Origin of the sequence: Nostoc sp., from assembly GCF_036917975.1 — a bacterium.
Lineage (GTDB): Bacteria > Cyanobacteriota > Cyanobacteriia > Cyanobacteriales > Nostocaceae > Nostoc.
Genome location: NZ_JBALEJ010000004.1, coordinates 42,963 through 68,645, shown reverse-complemented (window position 1 = coordinate 68,645; position 25,683 = coordinate 42,963). Strand labels below are relative to the sequence as shown.

Here is a 25,683-nt window from a genome sequence, read left to right as displayed (position 1 = left end):
TTTGGATTTTGGATTTTAGATTTTAGATTGACTCCATGCCCTTTATACCAATTCTGTATGAAGATGCGCTAAACCATAAGTATAAGAAAGAAAAACGTAGACGCGGAGAGGCTTGCCGTAGGCTACCGCAAAGGAAGCAAAGGACACAAAGAAAGAAGTTAAAAGGGTTTGGCGCAGCCTCATAAAGAAATGATATTAGTCATTAGCTCTGCCATTTAATCTTATATTTTATATTTCAATACAGTTCAGTTAAGCTTTTCTTCCTTCTCTTCCTTCTCTTCCTTTGCGTCCTTTGCGTCCTTTGCGTCTTTGCGGTTCATTAAAAAAAAGGATTTTAGCCTTAACTGAACCGTATTATTTTATATTTTAGATTTATTCTCGCGTTTAAATTCGGTAGCTTAAGACCTTTTAGATTTATGATTCAAAATCCAAAATCCAAAATCTAAAATCTAAAATCTAAAATTCAGTCAGACGTTCCTGCGTTCAAAACGCTTTGTACTCTATTTGAAAATACACCCCATTTTCTTGCCATGTGCGCTTGCTATTATCAATATTTATTAAAGGAATACCCCAATCTAGGCGGGCTGTGAATTTATCCCCCATTTGCCAAAGTAGTCCTAATCCTGAGCCTACTAAAGTGTTAGGGTCGGGATTTCCCCTGTCTGTGTTCCAGACAGTACCAAAATCGATAAATGGTGCAACCTGTAAAGTCCCTTGCAGTTCTGGGAAACGGGCGACGGGTAATCGCAATTCTGCGGAAGCAAAAATGCCGTTATCGCTGAGTAAAACATCTTGGCGATAACCCCGCACTGTTCCTTGACCTCCCACACTAAATTGCTCGATGGAAAGTAGAGAACTAGTGGCCAATTGCACATTAGAACGCAGCAACAAAGTCGGAGCGATCGCTGGTTGTCCTTTTGCCTGACCGAGGAGGCGCAAATAGATCAGTTGTCCCCGCCAAAGGAAATATCTGCTATCTGGTTCGCTGTTATTTATTGTGGCGTTAAAAGCTCCAATCCCCAAATTAAACTCGGAACGAGCAGCTAAGACTTCTTGACGACTCCTCTGTAACCACTCTTGGGCGAAACTCAATTCTGATATCCGCGTTTCTCCTCGATCGTCAGCCCCAGGAAACAGGGGAAAATCAACTCCTTGAATCGAAGAATTACTTACCCGTCTAGCTGCGGTTAAACTCAGTGTAAGTTCTTGGCTGACTTCTGGGGTGGCTCTTTGCAAAATTGGCTGACGAAAAGATAATTCAAATTCCCGCGAATTTACTCCAACATCTAAATCATTAAAAGGAGGTTCAATAATTTTGTTGTCGGTAATTCGATAGTTGAAGCCAATAGTGCCATTTCGGGGATTGACTGGCAAGGTATAACCACCCTCAAAGCTATTGCTACCATCGGTATTTTTGTAGGTAAAATTCAAGCGATCGCCGATTCCTAAAAGGCTGGCTTCGGATAAGGTGATGCCGCGCTCAAAACTCCCAACGCTGGGGTTGCGGTTATTATTAATACTGAGTTGGGTACTAAAAGTTTTTGCTCCCTTGACTATCACGGTTAGGGAATTGACACCCGGTCTAGTGCCGGCGGTGAGTTCGGCATCTAAACTTTCAATGAGGGGATTAAGTTGCAGCAGTTGCAAAGCTTCTTTGAGGCGGTTGATATTCAATGGTTTGGTAGTAGCGATCGCAATACGACTGCGGACATAATCTGAGTTCAACCGTCCTTTAATGACATTGACTTGAATATCTTCTAAGCTGCCTTCTACTACCTGAATTTTGATGATACCGGAACGAAACTCTTGACTGGGAATGTATGCACCAGAGGTAATATACCCTTTTTGAACATACAACTGGGTAATTTGATTGGCAGCTTTGAGGAGTTCGGCAAAGGTAATTGGTTGTCCGGTAAAATTGGCGATCGCAGAGTTTAATTCCCCTTGGCTAAAGGCGGTATTACCAACAAACTCAAACTTTTGCACAGTGATACTACCTGGAATATCTAGTCCTTCTTCCGGGGTTGGCGGTACTGTCGGTTGTATTTGGATGGGTACGTTTGTTGGTGGTAGGGGATTAACAGGCGGTTGTTCTGGAGGCTTTGGGGTTACAGGATTAATTGGCTGGGCAAAAGCATAATTTATGTGATTTAGCAAGAGTATGAGGATCATGCAAGGAGATAAAAAAAATCTCCGTCGCCAAACACTTAATACCATTTTGGATTTTAGATTTTAGATTTTGGATTAGTCATTAGTTATTTCTCCCCCATCTCCCCAGTCCCCAATCCCCAATCCCCAGTCCAGCAGTGCGTAACATAAAAAAGATTTAGTGACAATTCGGTGATGTTAACCCAGAACCATAGGGAGTAGGATTAGGTGTCTGACTGGCTAGAACTATCACACCTTGGGCGTTAACATACCAACCTCTGGCTGGAGGTGGCAATTGCGGAGTATTATTCACCTCTGTAGCAGCACTGGTATTAGCACGCTCAAAACTAATTAAAGCTCCGGTACTTAACTGTTCGCTCGGTCGAGGTGGCAATCCTCCGCGTCCAGTGATGGTAAATTCGCTTCTATTTTGACTTGTTGTCCCTCGACAAGCCTGAGCTACTACCTGTTCTGGTTTAGCTACTTCTTGTGGTAAATCAATGACTTCAAAATTCCTTTCTGCCTCTGGTGCAATGATGCTAACTTGTCCGGCGACTCCCAATTGGGAACTAGCAGTAATCTGACAAGTTGGACACACAAAGAATCCTTTTGTATTGATACTGATATTTCCTCCCATACCCTGAAAAGCGTCGGCGGTAATCTGACTGCCTTCTAACAGCGTGACATAATTGGCAGAACTAAAACCACCAATATTAATATTGCCTCCGTTACCGCTTCCTCCAGCAGTGGCAGATATCTGGCTGTTAGTACGCATTAGTAAGGAATTGGTTTGCAAGGATATGTTACCACCTTCACCTGATGTGGTAGAAGCAGATAATAGGGCGCGATCGCTAAGTCCCACATGACTCGCTGCGATCGTCAATCTTCCACCTGCTCCCGCACCAAAATTGTCGCTAGATATCTGACTATTACCGGATACCTCTAAAGAATTCTGGACTTGTAAATCAATGTTGCCACCTTGACCACCTCTGGTAGCTGCCGTAATTCCACCTTGACTGTCCAGGAAAATAGAGCCAGCCTTTACCCACAACGTTCCGGCATTTCCAGTACCATCATTCCTCGCTGTCACCTGTGCGCCATCATTGACAAGCAATTGCCCGGTGTTAATTATTACATCTCCAGAATCTCCACTGGGCACAGGAGGCACTCTTAATAGCTGTTGCAAGCTCGGATCAACGATGTTGGCTGAGGAAATGATCAAACTAGGATTGACGGAGCCTGGGACTTCGCCACTTACCTCTACACTATCTTGAGCGTTAATAGTGACGCTACCAGCCGGGCCGCTGGCTAAGGTGGAAGCATCAACTCTACCACCGTCTTTGATCGTCAAATTTTGAGTATTAATTGTAACACTACCAGCTTTTCCTGGTCCGGCAGTACCAGCAGTTATTTCACTAGGAGTGAAAACCGATGGTGTTACACCGATCAATTCTACTAACGGAGCATTCACAGTTACATTTCCACCTAAGCCAGTACCAGCAGTTATAGAGGCAATATTCCCTCCTGAAAGCACAGTTAACTGCTGCGTTGACACTGTTAGACTTCCGGCATTACCAACCCCAAAAGTTGCTGCCGTAATATTACTGAAGCGACTAGGGTTAATTGGTGAAAATCCTGACACTTCCAACAAATCACCAGCTTTAATATCAATATTCCCTCCAGCAGCAGGCGTGTAAGTAGCCGCAGAAATGGCTGCTCCACCCTGAATGACTAAGCGGGGGGTGTTAACGTTAATATCTCCACTTTTGCCAGCGCCGATAGTTTCTGTAAATAAGTCGCTTGAAAGCTGTGCATTTGCTGTCGTGCCCACTAAGGATAAGGATTCAGAGGCATTGACGTTAATTCCCCCTGATGATTGCGCTCCTTGGGTTTGAATTAACACGATTGAGCCATCGGTGAGGGAAATGTTTCGCCCCTGCAATTGAATTGAGCCACTACCTGGGCCACTGGCATCTGCTAACGCCTTTTGAGATAAGGTAATATCTTGAAAGTTTGTTACCCCTTGATAACCTAAATTCCAGCCTTGAGGACTAGGGTTGAGACTTACAAAACCTCCTGCCACACTACCTAAATCAATGTGTCCACCTTCGGCTGTGAGGGTTCCTCCCTCTGAAATAATTCCTCCTCCCACCAAAGCTAGGGTATTACCTGGCTGCACCTTTAGTCCGGCGGTGTTTCCCCTAGTGAAGGGTGAGAATATCGGACTTTGCAAACTGAGGTTATGCCCTTGACCTTGGATACTAATCCCTTGCGGATTTTGCCCAAATTGTAAACCTACTGGCACACTAATCGTTAGTAGAGGGGAAGAAGTTGAATCGGTAGCACTAAATTCTGCACCATCAGCAAATTTGAGGCTATCTGCCGTACTCGCCAAAAATGAGCCGCCAATATTGAGTTGAGCGTTAGCACCAAAGTTAATACCACTGGGATTGATAAGGATAAAATTAGCACCATAGTTTTCTCTAATTAAGCCATCAATATTGGAAATTGAACCACCTGTAACTCGGCTAATGATGTTACTAATGTTGCTTAAAGCTGCGGTGTTGCTGAAAAAAGCCTCGCCACCAGTGGGAACAGAAAATTCTCGAAAGCTATGGAAGAGATTGCTACCGACTTGTGTTCCACCTGTGATTAAAAAATCCAGCCCTGGCGTCGTCCCTGGTGAAACTACGGTTTGGCCATTGGGAAGTGTGTTATCTGAAGAAATTTGTGCTAGAACAGGAAAACCAGTAATTAGACAGCAGATATAAGCAGTACTAGCAATTAAAATTTGGCGAAAGACTTGTTTCATTTTGAATAGGGGAAAATCACCCCACGGAAAAATTATTGGAATATTTTTTTAGTTGAACTTAAGTAAATTTAACTAAAAATGATATTATTATTGAGTTTATATTCCAGCCTGAATTTTGATCGAGAAGGGGGGTTAAGTAATATGAACAAGTGGCAGTCTTGGGTAACTATGGGAACAGCCCCAATATTAGCTCTGGGTGTTATATTAGCAGTCTCTGTACCCAGTAGAGCTAACAATGTACAAATAACCTGCAAGACTACCGATGGTACACCAAAAGTAATTTTGAGTTTGGCTAAAAACGGAACTCGCGAAAATTACATGATGTTAAATTTTCTCCCGAAATATTTCTCAAGGGTGAGTGCTGTGCAAGATTGCCAGAATACAGCTAAAAGTTTACAGGCTGTCTATGATACGGGAAGTTCTAAGTATTTAACGGCTGATAAGCTTAACGAGCAAGCTGTTGTGTGTGCTGTAGAACGCAGAGGTATCGGTTGTAACCATTACAGTGCCCAGGTTTTATTTGTTCTGAAACCAGTTGATAACCCCTCTCAGGCTTTATATGAAATGCTGGGTAGCGATTTTAAGCAAGCACAGCCTTCCGATGCTCGGACTCTTAGTCGTACTTACACAGACACCAGACCTTGGTGGTGGCCATTATAACTAGTACAACAATGCGTAAATAAACTACCCATTTCAAATTAATGAAACGCTTACGCTGTATTCATTTTTAATTTTTAATTCCGCCGTGTTGTACTAGTATTACGAATTAGTAATTACTCTGGCACAAGTTTCTTTTCCTCGTTTTGCGGGTTGGTAATTAGGTTTGAGCTTCAAAGCTTTATCGAAAGCCGCGATCGCTTTTTCGGTTTGCTGGAATTTACACAGGCTCAACCCCAAATAGTACCAGACCTCGGCTTTTTGAGGATCAGTTAGCTGATGATGATCTAGAAGAAAATAAAATTGTGCGATCGCTTGATCGTCTTGCTTTAAGCCTTGTAGTGCAATCCCTTTACCCCGTAAAGCTACAAAATATTGGTTATTGTATTTTAATGCCTGTTCGTAGGCTTTTAGAGAGCCTTCATAATTTTGTTTTTGCAATAAAACTTTACCTTGATAGCTAAAAGCAATGGCTAACTCTTTGGCGTTTGCATCTTTCTGTTCAACTTCCCAAATTTGTTTTAAAAGCTCAATTCCTTGATTAATAGTATTAAGGGCTGCATCTGGTTGCTTTAGTGCTAGTAGTACTTCAGTTTTATTAATCCAGAATACAGGATCTTTAGAGTTGAGTATAATCGCTTTATCAAAAGCTGCGATCGCCTCCTGATATTGTTTGAGGTTATATAATGCTTCCCCTTTACAATTCCAGGCATAAACGGCTTCTGGATTAATGATAGTTGCGGTAGTGCATGATTCTAACATCTGGTTGTAGTCTTTGAGTCCAGCCAGTGCATAGCCTCGGTTAGTCCAAGATTGGTAGTAATTGCTATCAAATTTTAAAAGGTTGTTATATTTTGCGATCGCTTGTTGATAATCTCCTTGCTGCAATAAAACATTACCTCGTTTGAAAGTTATTTCTACTTGTAACCATTTGAATACATTGAATCCAAAAAATATCAAACCAGAACCACAGACCATTAAACCAGCTATTGCTAGCAATATCAAAAATCGTTTAGTTATTCTAGATTCAGGACGAGCAATTAGGTTGCTGACATTCAAATTATTAGCTGGTGAGATGGTTGTATTGGCTAATGAGGCAGAAAGTATTTTCTCTAGCTCCAGGTTTACCCAATTGCGATTAAAAACTGCTTGGTAAATCCGGTTCCCAAGTTTTAGTTTGTCTTGTTGTTGGATTATTAATCCTAGATGCAGCAGTTCTGCCTGTTCTAGACTATCTTCGGTTGGTAATTCGCCCTCTTGCCAAATTTGCTGGTACATTTCCAACAGAGATAACGGATCGCATTGCTGATTGTGGAGCATCCTTTCATGTATCTGTTGCAAATGCTCGGCGGCGACTTGAGTTTCCCAATTGTTAATCAAGTAGTTTTGTACTACTTGATTAACAATTGCTGCTTCTGCACCTGCGGCAATATGATCTGGCGATTCCGCAAGCAATTGACAAATTTTTTCAGTGAGAGTCGGTTGTCCATCTGTCCAGAATTGTACTTCTGCCAGCAAAGCTTTCGGACAACTAGCTATTTCATCTAATTTGAATAATTCTATAGTACTAAGGCTAGACACTTCTAACCCTGCTGATTCTTGCTCTCCCGAATTGAAAGTAAAAACTGAATACTCAATGGGGTTAGAGATTTTAAAATTGTTCTGCTGTGGTGCTACCATTTTCAAATGCAGTTCTTTCTGCGCTAACCTGTGATGATTTGAAATTTCTTCCTGCTGGTGCAGTTGGGATTCTAAAGCAAAATTCTCTAGAAAAAATTTAATCGTAGTCGGTTTCAACCAACCCTTAAGTACTGCTAATTCCCCAAAGCGAAGTTTATTTTGTGGTTGTTCAGTCAGGATAGTTGTGATTTGGTGTTTATCTAATAGCCCAGCTTCTTCTAAATATTTACCTAAGGGTTGTTTTGGTTTATGCTCTACAAAAGCAGGCCACTCTTGAGAGAAAAAATCAGCCGTTTCTTGTTTAAGCCATCCATGCAAGACTAGAATTTCACCAAGCTTCAACCCAGCAACTTGGGTCTGCTCTTTGAGAGCAATCTCTACCTGCTCAGATGAAATAAGGTCAGCCTGTTGTAAAACTTTACCAAGGGGCTTCATAATCAAAGAAAATATATGAAATTATGAAAGTAGAAAAATAGATTATTTCTTTATTTTGAGTTATCAAAGACCTATATTATCATTCAGGTAGCAATTTTGACTATTCTAAATTTATTAATTAATACTACTAATGCTTTATAAAATGAAGTTTTGCGTAGGTATATCTGCATTTAGGTCTGTACAGGCTGTGGATATGCGACATCTGATTTTTTGATTATCATTATTATTTAGCAAAGATTGGAGTCGGCGATCGCTGACAATTATTCAGTTTACAACCCCTTCTGGGCGGGAGTAGGGAGTAGGGGAAGAAATTAGCCCCGAACGCGAACAGCGTTCGCACGAGAAAAAATCCTTGTATCCCAAAGGTTGTTGAAACCCCGCCCGATGAAAAGCTTTCTTAGTTTCCCCACTCCCTACTCCCTTTCATATAGTTTGTGACCTTAAGCGAACTCAATCTCCCCATCTCATCTACAATCATTCTTATGAATCTGCCTTCATTTCTTTGGTTGTGGAAAATAGCCGCCTGGTCAATGGGGTTATCCCTGCTGGCATATCTGATGTTAGCAGTCACTGGTGTTTGGATGTTTCGGGCGAGAACTTCGCAGCAATTACCTTTTATTACCCCATTTATGGGTGGAAATAAAGGGGTGCGATCGCTCCACTATACAATGGGCATCAGCATGGTAAGTTTAGTGTTACTACTGCTAGCGATCGGTATTGTTGGTACTTTAGGGCACTTTGGTTCTTTAGGTCACTCGTCACACTTAATCGCTGGATTGATCGTGGTAGCACTAGTTTTACTATCTGCTTTCAGCGCGACGCAAATTAGTGCTATACGACCTTGGGCTAGACCCTTACACATCGGCGTAAATATTATTCTGTTTATCGGATTTGCCTGGGTATCCCTTACTGGTTGGATTGTAGTACAAAAGTATTTACCGTGAAATACCACACATCAACTACCAGGGACATAGACCTACCCTACAATGAAGAAAAGCATTGTAATTGAGCCGTGACAGCAAACTCAGCCACTATCTCACCTTCTGTTTTTCGTCTGTCTCCCTTGATTCGGATAACATTGCTGAGTCTATACATAGCACTCACAGTCCCATTACCCTTTTTATCGCAGGTAACAGCTGCACCCGTACCCCCAGAATTATTATGGATAGGGATTAGCATCGGCTTAGTTGCCTTGTATGCGGTCTTGACAGAACAAGTAATAGTAGATGACCAGGGAATTAAAGTTACTTACCCCGCCTGGGTACCTAGCTTTTTTCGTAAAGGGTGGTTTTTATCTTGGTCAGATGTCAAAGAGTTAAAACCCCGCAGCACCGGTCAAGGAGGCTTAGTTTATTACTTCCTCAGCCATGATGGGAAAGCTTATTTACTACCGATGCGTGTAGCTGGATTTGCCCGTCTAGCGCAAATTGTCCAAGCAAAAACGAGCATTGATACTACAGATGTTCGCCCTTTAGCACAGCCGTGGATGTACCTGATTTTACTAGGATTCACTCTGCTGCTACTATTGGTCGATGGCTGGGCGATCGCTACAGCCTTAACTACCAAACAATTACCTTAAAATTGGATATGGGCATGGGGCATGATTAACAATTCAAAATTCAAAATGACGCTCTCTACGAGACGCTTCGCGAACGCAGACTCGCTAACGCTACGCTAACAAAATTCAAAATTAAAGAAATTTCAGACGGGGATTTAGCGAGAAACGCGGTCTTGGGCAAAGCCCAAGTGGAGCGATTTCTCAAGACAAACATCGACTGAAATGGGAGCTACATGTAGATTGCAGGTTCTTAAACCCTTTAATTTACGATAATTGGTTATTTCTCCCTCATCTCCCCCAATCCCCAATCCCCAATCCCCAATCCCCAATCCCCAATCCCCTTGAATACAGCAAAAGCCACACTCAGGCTAGAGCAAGTTAATCTGTTTACAAAGCTGAAAACCCAACTTCCTGGCAATCAACAGGGATACCCGATATTGCAGGATATTTCCTTAGAAGTATTCCAGAGCGATCGCATTGCCATTGTAGGCCCAGTAGGCGCTGGGAAAACTTCGTTATTATGCCTCCTCAACCGCTTAATTGAACCCACGAGTGGTAAACTCTATCTAGAAAATCAAGAATATCGCCAGATTCCTGTCATCCAGCTACGGCAGATGCTTGTACTTGTATTGCAAGAGTCAAAGCTGTTGGGGATGACAGTTGGGCAAGCCTTGGCTTATCCTTTAGTTTTGCGTGGTTTACCCAAACAGACAATTCAGCAACGAATCAATCATTGGACAGAACAAATCCAGATTCCCAATGAATGGTTAGGGCGAACAGAGGTACAACTTTCTGCCGGACAAAGACAACTAGTAGCGATCGCTCGTGCCTTAGTCATCCAGCCTAAAATATTATTATTAGACGAGCCAACCTCTGCCCTAGATGCTGGTACAGCTTCTCATCTAATGCAAGTACTAACCCAGTTGAATCAAACTCATCAAACCACGATTCTGATGATAAATCACCAACTGGAACTAGCTCAGATGTTTTGTACTCGGTTATTACATCTACAACAAGGTCATTTATTCGCAAATCAAAGAGTCTCTGAGATAGACTGGGTTGAATTACGAAAAAGCTTAATTAAAGCAGAAGCTCAAGACGATTTTGGATTTTAAATTTTGGATGGATATTAGGTATTGGGTATTAGGTATTAGGTATAAATGTCCCCAGTCCCCAGTCCCCAGTCCCCAGTCCCCAGTCCCCAGTCCCCAGTCCCCAGTCCCCATCACACTTGACTACTACTAAGTGTTGAACGTTGATTATTAAATCTCTCTCTCGCTAACTTTGTTGTTTGTGACTGTGAAATGTTGGTATTCAAAATTTCCATATTAAAACGGTATCCAACATTACGGATAGTTTGAATCAAATTAGGTTGCCGGGGATCAAGTTCAACCTTTTTCCGCAGCGATAAAACGTGAGTATCAATGGTACGAGGGTTATCAATAGCATCCGGCCAAGCACGACGCAATAATTCCGACCTACTCAGAGGTATTCCCCCAGCTTGTGCTAAAACGTACAGCAAACTGAATTCCTGGGGTGTTAAGTCAATGAACTCCCCCTGAAAACGGACGCGGCGCTGAACTAAATCGATTTGCAAAGTACCATAATCCAAATAAGCTGGTGCAGTAGGTGTGCGCTTCCGGCGAATTAGTGCCTCTACCCGTGCCAAAAATTCTTGCATCCCAAAAGGTTTGCTCAAATAATCATCTGCACCCGCCTTTAAACCTGCAACGATATCAGCTTCACTATTACGAGCAGATAGCATTAAGATTAGAGGCTGTTGCTGACGATGCAACCAACGACAAAACTCAATGCCATCACCATCAGGTAGGTCTGCATCTAAAATTACCAGTGTTGGTTGGTGGCTTAAAAATACTTCCCTTGCTTGATAAATACTGGCAGCTTGATGCACACGGTATTCCAGTTGTTGCAAGTGCCAACCCAACAACGACCTCAGATGGGGATTCCCCTCAATGATTTCTATACAAACCGAACCCACGGTGGCAAGACCCCTTAGCGTCTGATGACTTTCAAAGTAACAAGCCCATCTCTAAGGTTTTGTAGCCTTTGTTACTTCAATTGCGATTAACTTTACATTTCCTAATAAAAAGGGTGTCAATATCTTTAATTTATGCCTTGCCGAAAGGGTATTAGAAATATTATTAAATTTTTATTAAATTTATCGAAAGTGTTGTTAGACTTATCAAAAGTTCTTTTAGCGTAACATTTGCATGGAAATGGATGTAATGTGGCAAATATCCATAACCTAACCAGCTAACCGTTAATACAACAGCTTTTTAACTTGATGGCAAAAGTAGATTTTTTCGCAAAAATTTAGTTCCCACATCCAGGAACATAACACCAATACAATTGGGCTGTTGATCGTGAAAATTAGAAAAATAACTTAGCAGCTAACTAGAATCGATGTTTTCTGGAATAGGATTAAAGTAGCTTGTACCTGCTACGAGGGTACTACCCAAAAGTAGATGTGTTGACTTTGAGTTGATGCGAAAGTGAAATTACAGTTCACTTTCGAGCGTGAATCATTTACAATTCTCATTCCAAAGAGATTAATACAGCAGTTATGCTCCAAGACACACAAACCATCCGCTATTACCAAAGACTTACCGATGCCTTCATCGAGCTATGGAATCGCGGTTATCGCACGGATGATATGCGGATGTATTTGGATGGATATCTAGCCGCACTGCGACATAGTAATGTCATTGAACCTTTCCTGATTCATCGCCTAGAAGAGGAAGCCAGCCGCTACTTGTACGATGGGTCAAATTTTGCAGTGCCGCAACCACAGCCACAGCCAGATTACTACTAAGTACCATTTGCTTGGTCATTGATAGTAACCGCTAATTACCGCAGATAATTATAGCATATTATCTGTATTGGTCAACGGGTTGCCGTGGTGTGAGATTTTGGAGATATTGTATTGATTAAACGCGTCCCCTCAGCCCCATATTGGTTTTGCCAATGTGACTGAGGGGATTGTTGACGTAACCATAAATGTATTTGGATTAAGACTCTATCCTCCCTCACTCTTCCTAAATTGAATACCTTGATTTTGTCAAGAGTATGAGTGAGAAATTTAGGGAAGTTAGTAATTGAAAAATTATCATCTCAACGAGCAATCTATTTTTGTCAGAAACCTATAGGACTTAGGCACTTTACACATTGATCATTATGTGAAAAGTCAGCTTGTTAAACTAAAAGTCTTACCCTGCCTCGTTCCCAGGCTGTGCCTGGGAATGCGATCGAGTAGGCTCTGCCTACTTGTTTGACGGGAGGCAGAGCCTCCCATAAGAGCATTACAAGGCAGAGCCTTGTAACGAGAGTTAATCCACAGTTGGCTGTCTTTATCAATGCGTAAGTTCTAAGCTATTAAAAAACCTTGAAAGGGGAGATAAATAGTATTTCCCCTTTCAAGGATATTAAAAACAGTACATTGCCTTGATTACAAAGCGCTAATTCAGTAATACACCCTCTAGTTTGTTGTAAACAGGACTTTATGAGGCTATAGCTACTTCTACCTTTTCCTGCAATTCACCTTTCTGGTATAGTTCAATCAAGATGTCAGAACCACCAACGAATTCACCATTGATATACACTTGGGGAATTGTGGGCCAGTTAGAGTATTCTTTAATTCCTTGACGGATTTCAGAGTCTGATAGAACGTCAATCGTCTCGAAGGGAACTCCCAAGGTATTGAGAATCTGCACAACGTTGTTGGAGAAACCACATTGGGGCATTAACTTGTTTCCCTTCATGAAAACCAAAATCTTGTTATCTTTTACCAACTTATCAATTTTGTCTTTGAGTTCTGGCGTCATGGTATTTGTATTTCCTATGTTGCATTAATTAGAGTGAGGAGTGAAGAGTAGGGAGTGAGGGGTTAAAAATTCATAATTCATAACTCCTAACTCATAACTCATAACTTTAGGAACTTGCTGTTGCTTGCCATGCTTCAGGAGTGTATGTTTTTAATGCCAAGGCATGAATCGCTTCAGTTGACATAGCTTGCCCCAACGCACCATAAATTAACTGATGCTGTTGCACTAGTCCTTTACCTGCAAAGCGCGATGAAACTACTGTCACCTGATAGTGGTCTCCGCCACCAGTCAAGTCTTGCACCTGAACCTGGGCGTCTGGCAGTTCCGCCTTGATCATTGCCTCAACCTGCTGCGGACTAATCATCGCAATTCCTGAAAAAACTTACTTTTCTATTATTAACAGATATAGAGCAAATACCTGTGCCAATTTCAGGTTTTCGCAAGGACAGTAATAAATGCGCCTCAGAGGTACATTTATGAGAATGCTGGGGAAAGCTATGGCAGATAATCCTATCCTAGCACTGGGCGTTCTACGGTGCTGTTCAGGGAGAGAATGATGGAAAAGATGAGGGAGATGGGGAAAAACAGGTAACAAAAATTTAATTTATTTTTTTGGGGATGAGGAAGATGAATCACTACCTTCTTTAGGATAGGGAGAATCGACAAAACCCAATTCAAACAACTGTTTATAGGCTTTCTTGCCTAAATCCCGCGTTGGATTTTGACTCTTAATTATTTGAATCAACAACGGTACAGCTAATTCTGGCTGATTTTGTGCGCGATGTACCAATGCTAGCTGAAAGGTGGCTTCGTCTCGTTTTTGGGCTGTTAATAGAGCTTTTTGACGCTGAGAATCAGAAACTCTATTGTCAATTCCCGAAAAGCTAGAATTTAACTCTTGATAAAAATTAGATAGCTGATTATAAACCTGACGTGCTTCTTGCAGTTTCTTGGTAGCTAAGGGGTAGTTTTGAGCAGCAACGGCTTGATCTGCCTCTTTGACGAGGCGATCGCCTCCTGCAATGCTCAAAATGCTGTTACTTTCGGTTACGGGGCGAAGATTATTAGGATCGTTGGGGTCAATGGGTTGTGGTTGGCTGGTAGTGCCTGGTAACTGTGGTACCTGAGCATTCACAGGTGATAGCAGACTCAGGACTGCTATAACTGATAAAACAGTACGGTGCATCAAGGTAACAGCGGCAGCAGTGTTCATGGGATCAATTAGTGCGACAACTAGATAAAAGAGTTATGGAAACTTCGGGTATCTTAACTCTGTTTTGGTCTTGGACAAAGCAAAGTTACATCCTAAGTATCTCTGATTTAGACTAAAAATCGGTTTAATAGAGTTCCCTTAGCCCTGTATACCAATTAACTTCTATCGCAGTGACGAGCGATACCTATAGTACAATACAGTTCCGTTAGCGCCAAAAACCTTAAGTTGTGTAGGTTGGATTGAGGAAGGAAACCCAACATTTTCATAGCTTTGTTGGGTTGCGCTTTGCTTCACCCAACCTACAATTTTTCTTAACTTTTTTATTCTAAGCCGAGTTACTCAGCACTGTTTCGGTGATTTCTCCAGTCCACGCTTCCGAAAATTTTGTTTTTACCAGTAATACTTACGACATTAAGAATTAGTAATTTCTGCAAATGCGTGATTAGTAACTTTTGTTTCTTGATGACTTAATTGTTGCAGTGCCTTGGCTAAATCAGCTGTAATGCTTTTGGCATCTTGTTTTATACAGCCACTCATGTAATCCGTTACTCTGATTGGAGAGCCAATGTCAATACTCACATCTGTACCCCAATTGGGATAAGGTTGGCTGTAGTTAATGCCTATGGGTATAATTTTCACTCCCAGCCCTGAATGACTAGATTCAGCATTCAAAGCAAGACGAGCAATTCCTGGTTTCAACTGGTGAACTTGACCATCACGAAAAATGTTACCTTCTGGGAAGATTACCAGGGTTTTTTGCTGCTGAAGTAGCTCGACTCCATGTCGCAGCGTGCGGATTGATGGATGCTTTGAATTTACAGGAAACCCACCCAAACGTCGGACAAACCAGCCTTGCAAACCTTGGCATTCGTCAATCGTCACCATAAACCGCAAGTCTTGTTTTCTCAGAGAAGCGGTAGCATAGGGTACGAGCAAGGCATCCCAACGCGCCCGATGGGTAGGCGCAAGGATCACAGGCCCAGTTGTGGGGATATTTTTTTGTCCGGTTATTCTAATTTGGCCAAAGAATAATGGTAATAGGCAGTGACGCCCTAATAAATGTGCCAGAGGACTTAACCAAGGAGAAACCCTTGAGGTAGCACTATCTACCTGAGGATTTGCTGGTGTGCGCTGGCAGTTATCGGATGAAGAATAAAATTCCATCATGACGGATGCAGCTGATTGACAGGTAAAAATTTAACGGAAAGTCTGATTAGTTACACCGTAGATTCTCTTGCGTGAATTGTGGCGTAGTAGATGGACAGTTTTACCTCTGTCCGTTATTTTCCCCGACGCCGCCTAGTGGCAAACCAAGCCTGTAATTGCTGACGACAAGCCGACTCCAGAATGCCTCCGATTACTTGTAAGCGGTGATTTGAAGCAGCGCTATCGGGTATGTTAATAACAGTACGAATTGCGCCAGTTTTTGTATCGTCTACTCCATATACAAGTAGTCCTAGACGCGCTTGCAAAATAGCACCTGCACACATCGGACAAGGTTCCAGAGTTACGTAGAGGGTGCATTCATTAAGATGCCAATTTTGTAAAGTTGTTGCAGCTGTCTTGAGAGCGAGAATTTCCGCATGAGCGGTAGGATCTTTGTCGCGCTCTTTTCTGTTTTCTCCTTGTGCTAGCAATTTGCCTGTTGAATCAATGATAACAGCACCGACAGGGATTTCACCTGCATCACCTGCGGTTTTTGCTAATTCTACGGCACAACTCATCCATTTTTGATGTATAAGATATTCTGTATACTTAGTTAGCATCTTCTTATCAATGCATGATGTGCAACTTAATATTCTGATCTCTCTCCAAATCACCAATACTGTTTGGTTAAGGCAAGAGACGCGATGAATCGCCGTCTAATCAGAGACGCGATGAATCGCCGTCTCTACAATAATCTTTCGTATTGACGGCGATTTATCGCGTCTAAATAGCGGCTTGGGCTAAAAGGGAATCGAGTTGACTTTGTGTGTCTAGTTGATAAAGGTCATCGCAGCCGCCAATGTGCTGGTTATTGATAAAAATTTGTGGTACTGTACGGCGGCCGTTGGCGCGTTCTGCCATTTTGGCTCTGGCTGCTTCGTCGCCGTCGATTTTGTATTCAGTAAAATTTACGCCTTTCCACCACAGCAGTATTTTGGCACGAATGCAGTAGGGACAAGTTTGCCATGTGTAAAGTTCGACGTTGGCTTTGACTCGCTCTGGATGGCGATTTAAAAGGGGATTAAGAAAGTCCAGCATATTGATCTTAAGCAAGGTTTTAACTATGTCTCTAGCCTAGATCATTCATTAGACATCTCCAGAAATTAAATATGCGTTATCCAGAACCCTTGTAGAGACGTAGCACTGCTACGTCTCTACATTCATTTTCACTCCTATGTCTATTAATTCAAATTGATGATGCGGATACCGACTACGATCGCAACTGCACCAGCAAAGATGCCATAAATTGCTATTAGTCTATAAATCCCAATTTTGTACCTGAAAATAGATACTGAAGAACTGCTACCCATTTGTAACAGTTTTTAACTTAGTTAATTTTGAACACGCTTTATACTGAAGTACTAAGGGTAAAAAACCAGAATGTCTTAAATGGCACTTTTGTAACCAGTTAGCAGTAAAACTTAACTTTCCTCCACGTGTATCCGCCCTTTGGTAGACTTGAGAACTGAAATAGGCAGATGAAACGACGCAAATTCAAGCAGCTGAGAGGGTAGACTCTGTGGAAAATACACTTGGGTTAGAGATTATTGAAGTAGTAGAGCAAGCCGCGATCGCATCCGCAAAGTGGATGGGGAAAGGCGAAAAAAATATCGCTGACCAGGTAGCTGTGGAAGCGATGCGGGAACGGATGAATAAAATCCACATGCGCGGTCGCATCGTGATTGGGGAAGGCGAACGTGACGACGCGCCGATGCTATATATCGGGGAAGAAGTTGGTATCTGTACCCAACCAAATGCTGAAAGCTTGTGTAACCCAAATGAACTAATTGAAATTGATATCGCAGTTGACCCCTGTGAAGGTACGAACTTGGTAGCTTATGGACAACCTGGTTCGATGGCTGTGTTGGCAATTTCTGAAAAGGGCGGATTATTTGCTGCTCCTGACTTTTACATGAAGAAGTTAGCAGCACCTCCCGCAGCTAAGGGCAAGGTAGACATCAACAAGTCAGCCACGGAAAACCTGAAGATTCTCTCTGAGGTTTTAGACCGGGGTATTGATGAACTTGTTGTAGTAGTCATGAAGCGCGAACGCCACAACGATTTAATTAAAGAAATTCGTGAGGCTGGAGCGAGAGTCGCCCTAATTTCCGATGGTGATGTGGGTGCAGCTATTAGCTGTGGTTTTGCTGGAACTAATATCCACGCGCTGATGGGTATCGGTGCGGCTCCTGAAGGTGTAATCTCGGCAGCAGCAATGCGTGCTTTGGGTGGACATTTCCAAGGTCAACTGATCTATGATCCAGCAGTCGTAAAAACAGGTCTGATTGGAGAAAGCAAAGAAGCCAATATTGAGCGTTTAACCTCTATGAATATCAATGACCCCGATAAGGTCTATGATTCTCATGAACTAGCATCTGGTAAAACTATTCTGTTTGCTGCTAGCGGCATTACCAGTGGTAATCTCATGCAGGGTGTACGTTTCTTCAAGGACGGGGCAAGAACTCAAAGCTTAGTTATTTCTAACCAGTCAAAAACGGCTCGATTTGTTGACACAATTCACTTGTTTGGTGAACCAAAAGTTCTTCAACTGCACTAATTTTTAGGGAATGGGGAATGGTAAAAGTAGGGGCAAAGCATAAGGAAAAAATCTTTCTATAAAACAGAAAAATAGTCACCAAAATGCTTTACCCTTACAGTAGTTAGTAGTTAGTAGTTAGTGATTAATTATTGGTTGCAAAAATATCAACCAAGAAACAAAAATTCCCCATTCCCTATTCTCACTTAATGCCAGATTGCCAACTACCAACTAGTAACTACGATTTAGCAAATGAATATAGCAGTGGTGGGGTTAAGCCATAAGACAGCCCCAGTAGAAGTCCGGGAAAAACTGAGCATTCCAGAATCACAAATTGAAAGTGCGATCGCTCAGTTGGCCAGCTATCCCCATATAGACGAAGTTGCAATTCTTAGCACTTGTAACCGCCTGGAAATCTATATTGTTACCAGTGAAGCAGACCAAGGTATCCGGGAAGTAACGCAGTTTCTTGCAGAATTCAGTAAATTACCCGTGCTTTCTCTACGACAACACTTGTTTATGTTGCTCCATGATGATGCAGTGATGCACGTTATGCGGGTAGCCGGTGGTTTAGATAGTCTGGTACTCGGAGAAGGTCAAATTCTGGCTCAGGTGAAGACTACTCACAAACTGGGACAGCAATATAGCGGTATAAAAACCATTTTGAATCGATTATTTAAACAAGCGCTAACAGCTGGTAAGCGGGTTCGCACTGAAACTAGTATTGGTACTGGGGCTGTCTCGATCAGTTCGGCAGCTGTGGAGTTAGCACAGATCAAAGTGGCAAATTTAGCTGCTTGCCGAGTGGTAATTTTAGGCGCTGGTAAAATGTCGCGGCTGCTGGTGCAACACTTACTTTCTAAAGGTGCTGTACAAATTAGTATTGTAAATCGCTCACGCGATCGCGCCCAAGAATTAGCCAAGCAGTTCCCTCAGCAACCGATCCAAATTCATCCACTATCGGAAATGATGGCAGTAATTGCCGATAGTGATTTGGTGTTTACAAGTACTTCGGCAACAGAGCCAATCCTTGACCGCGCCAAATTGGAAATGGTTTTAGAAGTTCAGCGCTCTTTAATGTTATTTGATATTTCTGTGCCGCGTAATGTTCATGTGGATGTAAATGAACTGGAAAACGTGCAGGCGTTTAATGTGGATGATTTGAAGGCAGTAGTAGCGCAAAACTACGAAACCCGTCGCAAGATTGCACAGGAAGCCGAGCGACTTTTAGAAGAAGAAGTGGAAGCTTTTGATATTTGGTGGCGCTCTCTTGAAACTGTTACCACTATTAGCTGTCTGCGAAATAAAGTCGAAACCATCCGCGAACAAGAGTTAGAAAAAGCTTTGTCGAGATTGGGTTCGGAATTCGCTGAAAAACATCAAGAGGTGATTGAAGCATTAACACGGGGAATTGTCAATAAAATTTTACATGACCCGATGGTGCAATTGCGATCGCAGCAAGATGTGGAAGCTAGACGGCGCTGTATGCAAACTCTGCAAATGCTGTTCAACCTGGATGCAGAGGAACAGTTTAGTTAAATTAAACAACGAGATCCCCGACTTTTCAAAGAAGTCGGGGATCTTTTGTTTTCAATTAGATATACTTCTAATTAGATAGATATCTAATTAGAAGTTAGTTATGCAACCAGAGCAATTTAACATCTTACTGCGCTTTTTCAAGGCATTAGCGGATGATAGCCGATTGAAGATTGTAGGTATCCTGGCGAATCAAGAGTGCAGCGTCGAAGAATTGGCAGTGCTACTGCAACTCAAGGAACCGACGGTATCCCATCATTTAGCGAAACTTAAAGAGCTAAATTTGGTGACAATGCGTCCTGAAGGCAATAGTCGTCTATATCAATTGGATAGCGAGGCTTTGCAAAGCATTAGCAAGGAAATTTTTACACCTGAGAAAATAGCATCCTTGATTGGGGATGTGGATACTGAAGCTTGGGAAAGCAAAGTGTTGAAAAACTATTTCGAGGGCGATACTCAACGCCTCAAAGAAATTCCTGCTAGTCGCAAAAAGCGCCTAGTAATTCTCAAATGGTTAGCAAACCAGTTTGATGTCGGAGTCAACTACCCTGAACGCATGGTAAATGACATTCTCAAGCGCTACCATCCTGACTGCGCTACTCTGCGACGGGAGTTGATTGCTTGCCAGTTAATGCAGCGAGAGCATGGGGTTTATTGGCGTATAACATAGGTATGAAAGATGAATAAGCAACCGCACAATCATAGGTCGTATTTTTATGCAGTTAGAAACACAAAAAATATATTACACACCTGAAGAGTATTTAGAAATTGAAGAAAAAGCAGAATATAAAAGCGAATACCGTGATGGAGAAATTGTACCGATGACGGGTGGCACTACAAATCATAATAAAATTGCAGGCAACTTTTATGCTTATTTGAAGTTTGGTTTGAAAGGCAAGAACTATGATGTTTATATTGGTGATGTACGTTTATGGATACCCCGTTATCGGCAGCATACGTATCCTGATGTGATGGTGATTGAGGGACAACCTATTTATACAGGAACTAGCACAACAACGGTTATGAATCCGATGTTAATTGCTGAAGTTTTATCTAAATCGACTAAAAATTATGACCAAGGCGATAAGTTTCTTTATTATCGCTCTATTCCAGAATTCAAGGAATATATTTTAATTGACCAATATCAGTATCATGTGATGCAATATGTAAAAACTGCGGAAAGTCAATGGTCATTTACTGAACTTGAAGATGAATCTGCAACTTTATCACTGCAAACGGTTGATTTTCAAATTGAATTGCGTGATCTTTACGAGCAAATAAATTTTGCAGAAAATAACGAAGATTGAAACAATGACGTAATTGCGAGCAAGATATGCAAACTCTACAAATGCTGTTCAACCTGGATGCAGGGGAACAGTTTAATGAAACTCAACAACAAGCAAGATCCCCGACTTCGTAAAAGTTGTCGGGGATCTGAACTTTTCGATTTTCACAAGAGTTGTTCTGGGTCAATTCCCCGTTCTTGTAGTCGTGTCAATAAATCTTGATATCGTTGGCGTTCTTCCTCTAGTTGCTGGAGAGCTATTTCTTTAGCTTGACGTTCTTGTTCAGCGCGTTGACGTTCTTGTGTACGTACTTGGTCAAGCTCAACGGGTGTAAGAAATTTATATCCATCAAGGCGATATATTTCTAGGGTTTGTGGGGTGAGTTCAAAGCGGATTCCCAAACGGGGACTTATCCATCCATGAATCTGGTTAATTTCCTGTAACCAATCTTCTGAGCGCAGAAAACCTGTTAATTCATTTCGGTCTGGGTCGTAAATGTAATACTCTTCAACTCCATAGCGTTGATAAAACAGGAGTTTATGTGACATTTCTTTAGTTGTATTACCAGGAGATAATATTTCAAATACCACCTGTGGCGGAATATTATCTTCTTCAAATTGCTTGTAAGAACCCCTATCTACTTTGGGTCTACCAAACACTACCAGAGTATCAGGTGCTTGTTTGATGTTAGGATTACCTGCAACTGGATACCAAAATAAATCTCCGGCGATGAATACATCTGGTTGGGATGCAAATAAAATTTCTAAATTTTCTTTAATAGTTACTATCCAGCGAAACTGCTTGGTATTATCCGCCATTGGTTGTCCGTCGCTTTCGGGGTAGATGACCTCAGATGCGGTATTAGGGGTGATTACCATAATGCTACGCCTCCACTCTTGGGCTTTCTCATAGTTTAGATGGTGGGATGGAAGTTGTGAGCTAATAATGGTAATTATGTACTAATTAAATATTGAGCGATCGCTATAGAATATTGTTGATCGTGCGATCGCCTCTTCTTCAACGACAAACACGCACCGAAAAGTGTAGGAAAATATTTCTACACTTTTGCAATTTAGCGATCACTTAAAACGGCAAACCAGGATTCGAGTTCCATCTGGTAATCTAAACCTGCTTCAGTAAAAGCGGTTTGAACTTGCTAATCTCTGACTGTCATCATTGACATAAAAAGCTTTTTCCACAGTATTCATCTACTTTTATTTACCCGAAATCCAATCACTAAATACATTGCATAAATAGAAAGTCAATCACACTCTATTGTCCCAAATAAACTTCTAAAATTTTGGGATTAGTTTGAATCTCTGCGGGTGTACCGTCAGCCAAATTTTACCCTTCGGCAAGTACTCAAACGCGATCGCACAATGACATAATCACATCCATGTTGTGTTCAAGCCACTTTTAAAGACTTACCTAATGTTTGTGGATCTGGTAAAGGCTGACCATCTTCTAAGTAAGATTCTATTAACATTTCCAAGACTTCCTGAGCATTTTTCAAAGCCTCCTCATAAGTGTCTCCATGAGTACAAGGCTGCATAATATCCGGGAAATCAGGTAATGAAACTACATAACATTCATCTTGGTTTGACCATTGAATTAATATTGTATATTTCATGCTTCTGGTTCCTTCTTTTCCTCTGCTTCTATCTTATTTAATTCTTCTAGTGCTTCATTAACCTGCTTTTCTAAATATAGTTTAGCATCACTACCATCTTTACCAGCAATGATAATAGCTTTAGATAATTTTGGATGTATCCATTTGCTATGACTTCCCTTTGCCTGTTTATAAGTAAACCCTGATCGCAGTAATAAACTTTTCAGTTCTCTAATTTTCTTGGGCATATACTAATTTGCTTTTTACCCAAGATTATTTGGGCATTTAATATGAGTATGAGTTTATTTGCCCAAATAAGCTTCTAAAACTTTGGGGTTGGTTTGAATTTCTGCGGGTGTACCGTCAGCCAAATTTTGCCCTTCGGCAAGTACCCAAACGCGATCGCACAATGACATAATCACATCCATGTTGTGTTCGATAATCAGAAATGTCATGCCATCTTGACGGTTCCAAGTGATAATGCGATCGCAAATATCATCAATTAGTTTCGGATTCACCCCGGCGGCTGGTTCATCCAACAAAATTAACTTGGGATTAGTCATCAGCGCCCGTCCCATTTCTAGCAGCTTACGTTGTCCACCAGACAAGCCACCAGCATAATCGTGTGCTTTTTTTGCTAAACCCACTGATTCTAATAAAAACATTGCTCGTTCTTCGAGTTGCTTTTCTTCCTTGGTGACAATGTGCGGTTGCAACTGCACTTGCCAAAAATTTTCACCCGTTTGTTTTTGCGCCGCCAGCAGCATATTTTCTAACACCGACAACCGCGAAAGAGTGCGTGCAACCTGAAAGGTGCGGATTACTCCCTGCTGGGCGATTTGATATGGTTGCAAGTTGTGAATCGGTTCGCCGTCAAAAATCACTCGTCCCTTATCTGGGCGGATGAAGTTTGAGAGTAAGTTAAATAAAGTAGTTTTCCCAGCACCATTGGGGCCAATTAAGCCCGTAATGCTGCCTTTAGCAACTTCGATTTTCGCCTCATTAACTGCTTTGACACCACCAAAGCTTTTAGAAAGTCCAGTGGCTACCAAAAGTGGAAGTGGCGATGACTGGTTATTTACCAAGGGTGAGTTCCTCCTTTTTCCCTAAGATACCTTGAGGACGCCAAATCATCAGCACCATCAAAATTAATCCGATTACCATGATCCGAAATGCACCCAAACGTGCTTCATCAAGGGGGACGATTCTAGGTAAGACTTCCCGCGTTAGCGCATCGTAAGCAAAGAAAATTACCGCACCTAAGATTGTGCCAATGTTATTCCCAGAACCGCCTAAAATCACCATAATCCAAGTGTCAAAGGTGATTTGGGGTTGAAAGTTATCAGGGTAAATAGCGCCCAGTTGCCAAGCGAAGAAAGCACCAGCGATGCCCGCGATCGCACCTCCTAACATGAGAGATTGTAATTTATACCAAAAGACATTTTTTCCCAGTGCCTTGGGAATTTCTTCATCTTCGCGGATGGCTTTGAGAATTCTACCCCAAGGCGATCGCACCAAAATTTCTAACCGCCAGTATACAAGTGCTAAAACCAGCAGCAATACTAGCATTAAACCCGCTTTTGGGTTGTAATTATACAGTCCAATCACCCCAGAAATATAAATTGCTACTGCCAAAACTGCTAACACAATTCCCACACCCAAACGGGATGCGAATTCTTGCTTGCTAGTTGTCCTTTTACCTAAATCAGTAGTTCGAGATACTTGGGTGATGCGAATCCATCGCCATAACGTCAAAAAAGTTACAGCAGCTAGCAGTGTTAACAACCCGATCATCCCAAATCTGACAAACAAATTTGGCTCCGTAGATAGAGGTATGGGATAACTTTGTACACCAAACGCCCCAGAAACCCAAGTGTCACCCACAGGTAATTCCTGGTTATTTACCACCAAACGAATTAATTCCCCTGTACCAATAGTGACAATTCCTAGATAATCTTCCCGCAAGCGTAGAGTTGCAAAACCAATTATCAAACCCAACAAGGCGGCGACAATTGCCCCAGCTATTGCTGATACCAGTAAGGGTACGCCCCTTAAGCTTAACAATACGGTTGTATATGCTCCCAGAGTCATGAAAGCAACATGACCAAAATTAATTAACCCGGTAAAGCCCCATTGCAAATTGAGTCCGAGTGCGAATAAAGCGAAAAGTGCTGTAGAAATTGCTAAGAAAATGAGATAGTCAACCATGTTTTGGAATGGGGAGTGGGGAATGAGGAATCGGGAATTGGGAAGATACTGTTGGCGAATGGATAGGGGGTCTAACCCATCATTGCAATTGCTCTTGATTTTAGTCCGTTTCAACGGACAGTAGCTCTTAGCCCGCAATTTATTGCAGGGCGGAAAAGCAACGCCAAACCAAGGTTTTAGGGGTGAGGGGTCAAACAAGAGAGAGAATTGACCAACAGGGTCTTGGGAATGGGGAATCGTTATTTTCGCTTGTGCCCCTACTCCCCACTCCCACTCACTAAGCAAATAAATTTTAGCGTAGCTTGAGCGTAGCTAATTTTATGGGAATACTATCTATTGTTGGTGTTTGCTGGTAGGGAATAATTGACGTATGAATTTGCTGCGACTGAGAATGCATCATCTAATCGAACAATTAGGCGATGACGATTTGCAAGACATTTGGAACGTTCTGGAAGGTTTATATTATGACTTTTATATGCTCAAAGCGATACAACAGGTTAAGCGATCGCAGCAACCGTGGGATATATTAACCCATGAAGAAGCGGTAAGACTGTTGATGTTTTTCTGATTCAGCAGCGCTTTCTTTTCTAATGCCAGTGGCCCCTCAAGTTTTGGTGAAGGTAACGCCCAGTGAGTCTGGAAATGCGCTATGCCAGGTCTTTTTTACTAGACCTGAAGAATCTAGAACCTGCCGCCTACGAGCGGGTGCATGATTTTGTTTTTATTGAGTTAGCCCAAAAGTGGCAGTTGAGTGATTTACAAGAACTACGACAGCTTGATGGTGAAGGCATTTTTCACCGCTTCACCCTCGATAATTATCTGATTGGTATAGAAATCAGGGGTGGAATAGTGAAATTTCTGCGTGTCATCCCTATGCCAGATGTTTAAAGTGAGGAGTTAAGGCAACACTGAAAACTGTAAACTGTATAAGGCTAGGCAGGGATCGCTATAACCTTA

Annotated in this window: 27 protein-coding genes and 1 pseudogene; 11 read left to right on the top strand and 17 right to left on the bottom strand. The window is 41.9% G+C overall.

Annotation, left to right across the window (positions count from 1 at the left end):
• Nucleotides 1-483 precede the first annotated feature (483 nt).
• Both V7K76_RS01095 and V7K76_RS01090 read right to left on the bottom strand, forming a co-directional pair.
• Complete coding sequence (locus V7K76_RS01095; protein ID WP_334779455.1) at nt 484-2,157, bottom strand: ShlB/FhaC/HecB family hemolysin secretion/activation protein; 1,674 nt, start codon at nt 2,155-2,157, stop codon at nt 484-486.
• A gap of 169 nt (nt 2,158-2,326) precedes the next feature.
• On the bottom strand, nt 2,327-4,960 hold the full coding sequence (locus tag V7K76_RS01090) for an S-layer family protein (RefSeq protein ID WP_334779456.1): 2,634 nt from the start codon (nt 4,958-4,960) through the stop codon (nt 2,327-2,329).
• 141 nt (nt 4,961-5,101) lie between these two features.
• On the opposite strand from V7K76_RS01090, the gene V7K76_RS01085 reads away from it, so the two are divergent.
• Nucleotides 5,102-5,620 carry a COP23 domain-containing protein gene (locus tag V7K76_RS01085; protein WP_334779457.1) on the top strand — a complete coding sequence of 173 codons (519 nt, stop codon included), beginning with the start codon at nt 5,102-5,104 and terminating at the stop codon, nt 5,618-5,620.
• Nucleotides 5,621-5,719: 99 nt separating this feature from the next.
• Here the strand turns inward: V7K76_RS01085 and V7K76_RS01080 are convergent, their stop codons facing one another.
• The gene (locus V7K76_RS01080; protein ID WP_334779458.1) at nt 5,720-7,732 is read right to left on the bottom strand and encodes a tetratricopeptide repeat protein; all 2,013 of its coding nucleotides are present in this window, start codon (nt 7,730-7,732) and stop codon (nt 5,720-5,722) included.
• Nucleotides 7,733-8,214: 482 nt separating this feature from the next.
• Here V7K76_RS01080 and V7K76_RS01075 point away from each other — a divergent pair, with 482 nt between their 5' ends.
• The 3 genes from V7K76_RS01075 to V7K76_RS01065 all read left to right on the top strand — a co-directional run bounded on the left by V7K76_RS01075 (nt 8,215) and on the right by V7K76_RS01065 (nt 10,405).
• Nucleotides 8,215-8,676: a DUF4079 domain-containing protein gene (locus V7K76_RS01075; protein WP_334779459.1), complete on the top strand. Its 462-nt coding sequence runs from the start codon at nt 8,215-8,217 to the stop codon at nt 8,674-8,676.
• 68 nt (nt 8,677-8,744) lie between these two features.
• Entirely contained in the window at nt 8,745-9,311 is a 567-nt protein-coding gene (locus V7K76_RS01070; RefSeq protein ID WP_334779460.1) for a hypothetical protein, read from the top strand.
• A 320-nt stretch (nt 9,312-9,631) separates the two neighbouring features.
• The gene (locus V7K76_RS01065; protein ID WP_442936221.1) at nt 9,632-10,405 is read left to right on the top strand and encodes an ABC transporter ATP-binding protein; all 774 of its coding nucleotides are present in this window, start codon (nt 9,632-9,634) and stop codon (nt 10,403-10,405) included.
• A 110-nt stretch (nt 10,406-10,515) separates the two neighbouring features.
• Here V7K76_RS01065 and V7K76_RS01060 read toward each other — a convergent pair whose 3' ends face one another.
• Entirely contained in the window at nt 10,516-11,289 is a 774-nt protein-coding gene (locus V7K76_RS01060; RefSeq protein ID WP_334779461.1) for a response regulator transcription factor, read from the bottom strand.
• A 585-nt stretch (nt 11,290-11,874) separates the two neighbouring features.
• Between V7K76_RS01060 and V7K76_RS01055 the strand changes: the two genes are divergently transcribed.
• Entirely contained in the window at nt 11,875-12,123 is a 249-nt protein-coding gene (locus tag V7K76_RS01055) for a DUF6761 family protein (RefSeq protein WP_292743052.1), read from the top strand.
• 685 nt (nt 12,124-12,808) lie between these two features.
• On the opposite strand, the gene grxD is transcribed toward V7K76_RS01055, so the two are convergent.
• The 7 genes from grxD to V7K76_RS01020 all read right to left on the bottom strand — a co-directional run bounded on the left by grxD (nt 12,809) and on the right by V7K76_RS01020 (nt 16,861).
• Nucleotides 12,809-13,132: a Grx4 family monothiol glutaredoxin gene (grxD, locus tag V7K76_RS01050; RefSeq protein ID WP_334779462.1), complete on the bottom strand. Its 324-nt coding sequence runs from the start codon at nt 13,130-13,132 to the stop codon at nt 12,809-12,811.
• A 106-nt stretch (nt 13,133-13,238) separates the two neighbouring features.
• Nucleotides 13,239-13,496, bottom strand: coding sequence for a BolA family protein (locus tag V7K76_RS01045; RefSeq protein ID WP_179067608.1), 258 nt, complete (start codon nt 13,494-13,496; stop codon nt 13,239-13,241).
• 240 nt (nt 13,497-13,736) lie between these two features.
• Nucleotides 13,737-14,345 carry a hypothetical protein gene (locus V7K76_RS01040; RefSeq protein ID WP_334779463.1) on the bottom strand — a complete coding sequence of 203 codons (609 nt, stop codon included), beginning with the start codon at nt 14,343-14,345 and terminating at the stop codon, nt 13,737-13,739.
• A 411-nt stretch (nt 14,346-14,756) separates the two neighbouring features.
• Nucleotides 14,757-15,512 (bottom strand): lysophospholipid acyltransferase family protein, encoded by a 756-nt coding sequence (locus V7K76_RS01035; RefSeq protein ID WP_334779464.1) that lies wholly within the window; start codon nt 15,510-15,512, stop codon nt 14,757-14,759.
• 113 nt (nt 15,513-15,625) lie between these two features.
• Nucleotides 15,626-16,111: a tRNA adenosine(34) deaminase TadA gene (gene tadA, locus V7K76_RS01030; protein WP_292853655.1), complete on the bottom strand. Its 486-nt coding sequence runs from the start codon at nt 16,109-16,111 to the stop codon at nt 15,626-15,628.
• Between the two features lie 163 nt (nt 16,112-16,274).
• Nucleotides 16,275-16,589: a glutaredoxin 3 gene (gene grxC / locus V7K76_RS01025; protein ID WP_334779465.1), complete on the bottom strand. Its 315-nt coding sequence runs from the start codon at nt 16,587-16,589 to the stop codon at nt 16,275-16,277.
• 143 nt (nt 16,590-16,732) lie between these two features.
• Nucleotides 16,733-16,861 (bottom strand): hypothetical protein, encoded by a 129-nt coding sequence (locus V7K76_RS01020; RefSeq protein WP_334779466.1) that lies wholly within the window; start codon nt 16,859-16,861, stop codon nt 16,733-16,735.
• Between the two features lie 209 nt (nt 16,862-17,070).
• On the opposite strand from V7K76_RS01020, the gene glpX reads away from it, so the two are divergent.
• The 4 genes from glpX to V7K76_RS01000 all read left to right on the top strand — a co-directional run bounded on the left by glpX (nt 17,071) and on the right by V7K76_RS01000 (nt 20,930).
• Nucleotides 17,071-18,108: a class II fructose-bisphosphatase gene (glpX, locus tag V7K76_RS01015; protein ID WP_334779468.1), complete on the top strand. Its 1,038-nt coding sequence runs from the start codon at nt 17,071-17,073 to the stop codon at nt 18,106-18,108.
• Nucleotides 18,109-18,339: 231 nt separating this feature from the next.
• The gene (locus V7K76_RS01010; protein WP_334779469.1) at nt 18,340-19,626 is read left to right on the top strand and encodes a glutamyl-tRNA reductase; all 1,287 of its coding nucleotides are present in this window, start codon (nt 18,340-18,342) and stop codon (nt 19,624-19,626) included.
• Between the two features lie 100 nt (nt 19,627-19,726).
• On the top strand, nt 19,727-20,293 hold the full coding sequence (locus V7K76_RS01005; protein ID WP_334779470.1) for a DUF2087 domain-containing protein: 567 nt from the start codon (nt 19,727-19,729) through the stop codon (nt 20,291-20,293).
• Between the two features lie 46 nt (nt 20,294-20,339).
• The gene (locus V7K76_RS01000; RefSeq protein WP_334779471.1) at nt 20,340-20,930 is read left to right on the top strand and encodes a Uma2 family endonuclease; all 591 of its coding nucleotides are present in this window, start codon (nt 20,340-20,342) and stop codon (nt 20,928-20,930) included.
• A 143-nt stretch (nt 20,931-21,073) separates the two neighbouring features.
• Here V7K76_RS01000 and V7K76_RS00995 read toward each other — a convergent pair whose 3' ends face one another.
• From V7K76_RS00995 to V7K76_RS00970, 6 genes and pseudogenes are all read right to left on the bottom strand, one after another.
• On the bottom strand, nt 21,074-21,787 hold the full coding sequence (locus V7K76_RS00995) for a Uma2 family endonuclease (protein ID WP_334779472.1): 714 nt from the start codon (nt 21,785-21,787) through the stop codon (nt 21,074-21,076).
• Between the two features lie 394 nt (nt 21,788-22,181).
• Nucleotides 22,182-22,319: pseudogene (locus V7K76_RS00990) on the bottom strand (ABC transporter ATP-binding protein); the annotation flags it as partial.
• Nucleotides 22,315-22,539: a type II toxin-antitoxin system HicB family antitoxin gene (locus V7K76_RS00985; RefSeq protein WP_334779473.1), complete on the bottom strand. Its 225-nt coding sequence runs from the start codon at nt 22,537-22,539 to the stop codon at nt 22,315-22,317. The gene V7K76_RS00985 and the pseudogene V7K76_RS00990, both read right to left, overlap by 5 nt.
• Entirely contained in the window at nt 22,536-22,766 is a 231-nt protein-coding gene (locus V7K76_RS00980; RefSeq protein ID WP_334779474.1) for a type II toxin-antitoxin system HicA family toxin, read from the bottom strand. Before V7K76_RS00980 ends, V7K76_RS00985 begins: the two co-directional genes overlap by 4 nt.
• 54 nt (nt 22,767-22,820) lie before the next feature.
• A complete protein-coding gene (locus tag V7K76_RS00975; protein ID WP_334952270.1) occupies nt 22,821-23,603 on the bottom strand; it encodes an ABC transporter ATP-binding protein in 783 nt (260 codons plus the stop codon).
• Entirely contained in the window at nt 23,593-24,726 is a 1,134-nt protein-coding gene (locus V7K76_RS00970) for a branched-chain amino acid ABC transporter permease (RefSeq protein WP_334779476.1), read from the bottom strand. Before V7K76_RS00970 ends, V7K76_RS00975 begins: the two co-directional genes overlap by 11 nt.
• A 370-nt stretch (nt 24,727-25,096) precedes the next feature.
• Between V7K76_RS00970 and V7K76_RS00965 the strand changes: the two genes are divergently transcribed.
• Both V7K76_RS00965 and V7K76_RS00960 read left to right on the top strand, forming a co-directional pair.
• The gene (locus tag V7K76_RS00965; RefSeq protein WP_179067621.1) at nt 25,097-25,294 is read left to right on the top strand and encodes a hypothetical protein; all 198 of its coding nucleotides are present in this window, start codon (nt 25,097-25,099) and stop codon (nt 25,292-25,294) included.
• A gap of 62 nt (nt 25,295-25,356) precedes the next feature.
• Nucleotides 25,357-25,614, top strand: a complete 258-nt coding sequence (locus V7K76_RS00960) for a cytotoxic translational repressor of toxin-antitoxin stability system (RefSeq protein WP_334779478.1) — start codon at nt 25,357-25,359, stop codon at nt 25,612-25,614.
• Nucleotides 25,615-25,683 lie beyond the last annotated feature (69 nt).

Coding starts and splice junctions, on each gene's coding strand:
- V7K76_RS01090 (WP_334779456.1), bottom strand. CDS start 4,960: ATGAAACAAGTCTTTCGCCAAATTTTAATTGCTAGTACTGCTTATATC.
- V7K76_RS01080 (WP_334779458.1), bottom strand. CDS start 7,732: ATGAAGCCCCTTGGTAAAGTTTTACAACAGGCTGACCTTATTTCATCT.
- grxD (WP_334779462.1), bottom strand. CDS start 13,132: ATGACGCCAGAACTCAAAGACAAAATTGATAAGTTGGTAAAAGATAAC.
- V7K76_RS00980 (WP_334779474.1), bottom strand. CDS start 22,766: ATGCCCAAGAAAATTAGAGAACTGAAAAGTTTATTACTGCGATCAGGG.
- V7K76_RS01000 (WP_334779471.1), top strand. CDS start 20,340: ATGCAGTTAGAAACACAAAAAATATATTACACACCTGAAGAGTATTTA.
- V7K76_RS01005 (WP_334779470.1), top strand. CDS start 19,727: ATGCAACCAGAGCAATTTAACATCTTACTGCGCTTTTTCAAGGCATTA.
- V7K76_RS01055 (WP_292743052.1), top strand. CDS start 11,875: ATGCTCCAAGACACACAAACCATCCGCTATTACCAAAGACTTACCGAT.
- V7K76_RS01035 (WP_334779464.1), bottom strand. CDS start 15,512: ATGATGGAATTTTATTCTTCATCCGATAACTGCCAGCGCACACCAGCA.
- V7K76_RS00995 (WP_334779472.1), bottom strand. CDS start 21,787: ATGGTAATCACCCCTAATACCGCATCTGAGGTCATCTACCCCGAAAGC.
- V7K76_RS00970 (WP_334779476.1), bottom strand. CDS start 24,726: ATGGTTGACTATCTCATTTTCTTAGCAATTTCTACAGCACTTTTCGCT.
- V7K76_RS00965 (WP_179067621.1), top strand. CDS start 25,097: ATGAATTTGCTGCGACTGAGAATGCATCATCTAATCGAACAATTAGGC.
- V7K76_RS00985 (WP_334779473.1), bottom strand. CDS start 22,539: ATGAAATATACAATATTAATTCAATGGTCAAACCAAGATGAATGTTAT.
- grxC (WP_334779465.1), bottom strand. CDS start 16,589: ATGCTGGACTTTCTTAATCCCCTTTTAAATCGCCATCCAGAGCGAGTC.
- V7K76_RS01045 (WP_179067608.1), bottom strand. CDS start 13,496: ATGATTAGTCCGCAGCAGGTTGAGGCAATGATCAAGGCGGAACTGCCA.
- V7K76_RS01010 (WP_334779469.1), top strand. CDS start 18,340: ATGAATATAGCAGTGGTGGGGTTAAGCCATAAGACAGCCCCAGTAGAA.
- V7K76_RS01040 (WP_334779463.1), bottom strand. CDS start 14,345: ATGAACACTGCTGCCGCTGTTACCTTGATGCACCGTACTGTTTTATCA.
- V7K76_RS01075 (WP_334779459.1), top strand. CDS start 8,215: ATGAATCTGCCTTCATTTCTTTGGTTGTGGAAAATAGCCGCCTGGTCA.
- V7K76_RS01085 (WP_334779457.1), top strand. CDS start 5,102: ATGAACAAGTGGCAGTCTTGGGTAACTATGGGAACAGCCCCAATATTA.
- tadA (WP_292853655.1), bottom strand. CDS start 16,111: ATGCTAACTAAGTATACAGAATATCTTATACATCAAAAATGGATGAGT.
- V7K76_RS01020 (WP_334779466.1), bottom strand. CDS start 16,861: ATGGGTAGCAGTTCTTCAGTATCTATTTTCAGGTACAAAATTGGGATT.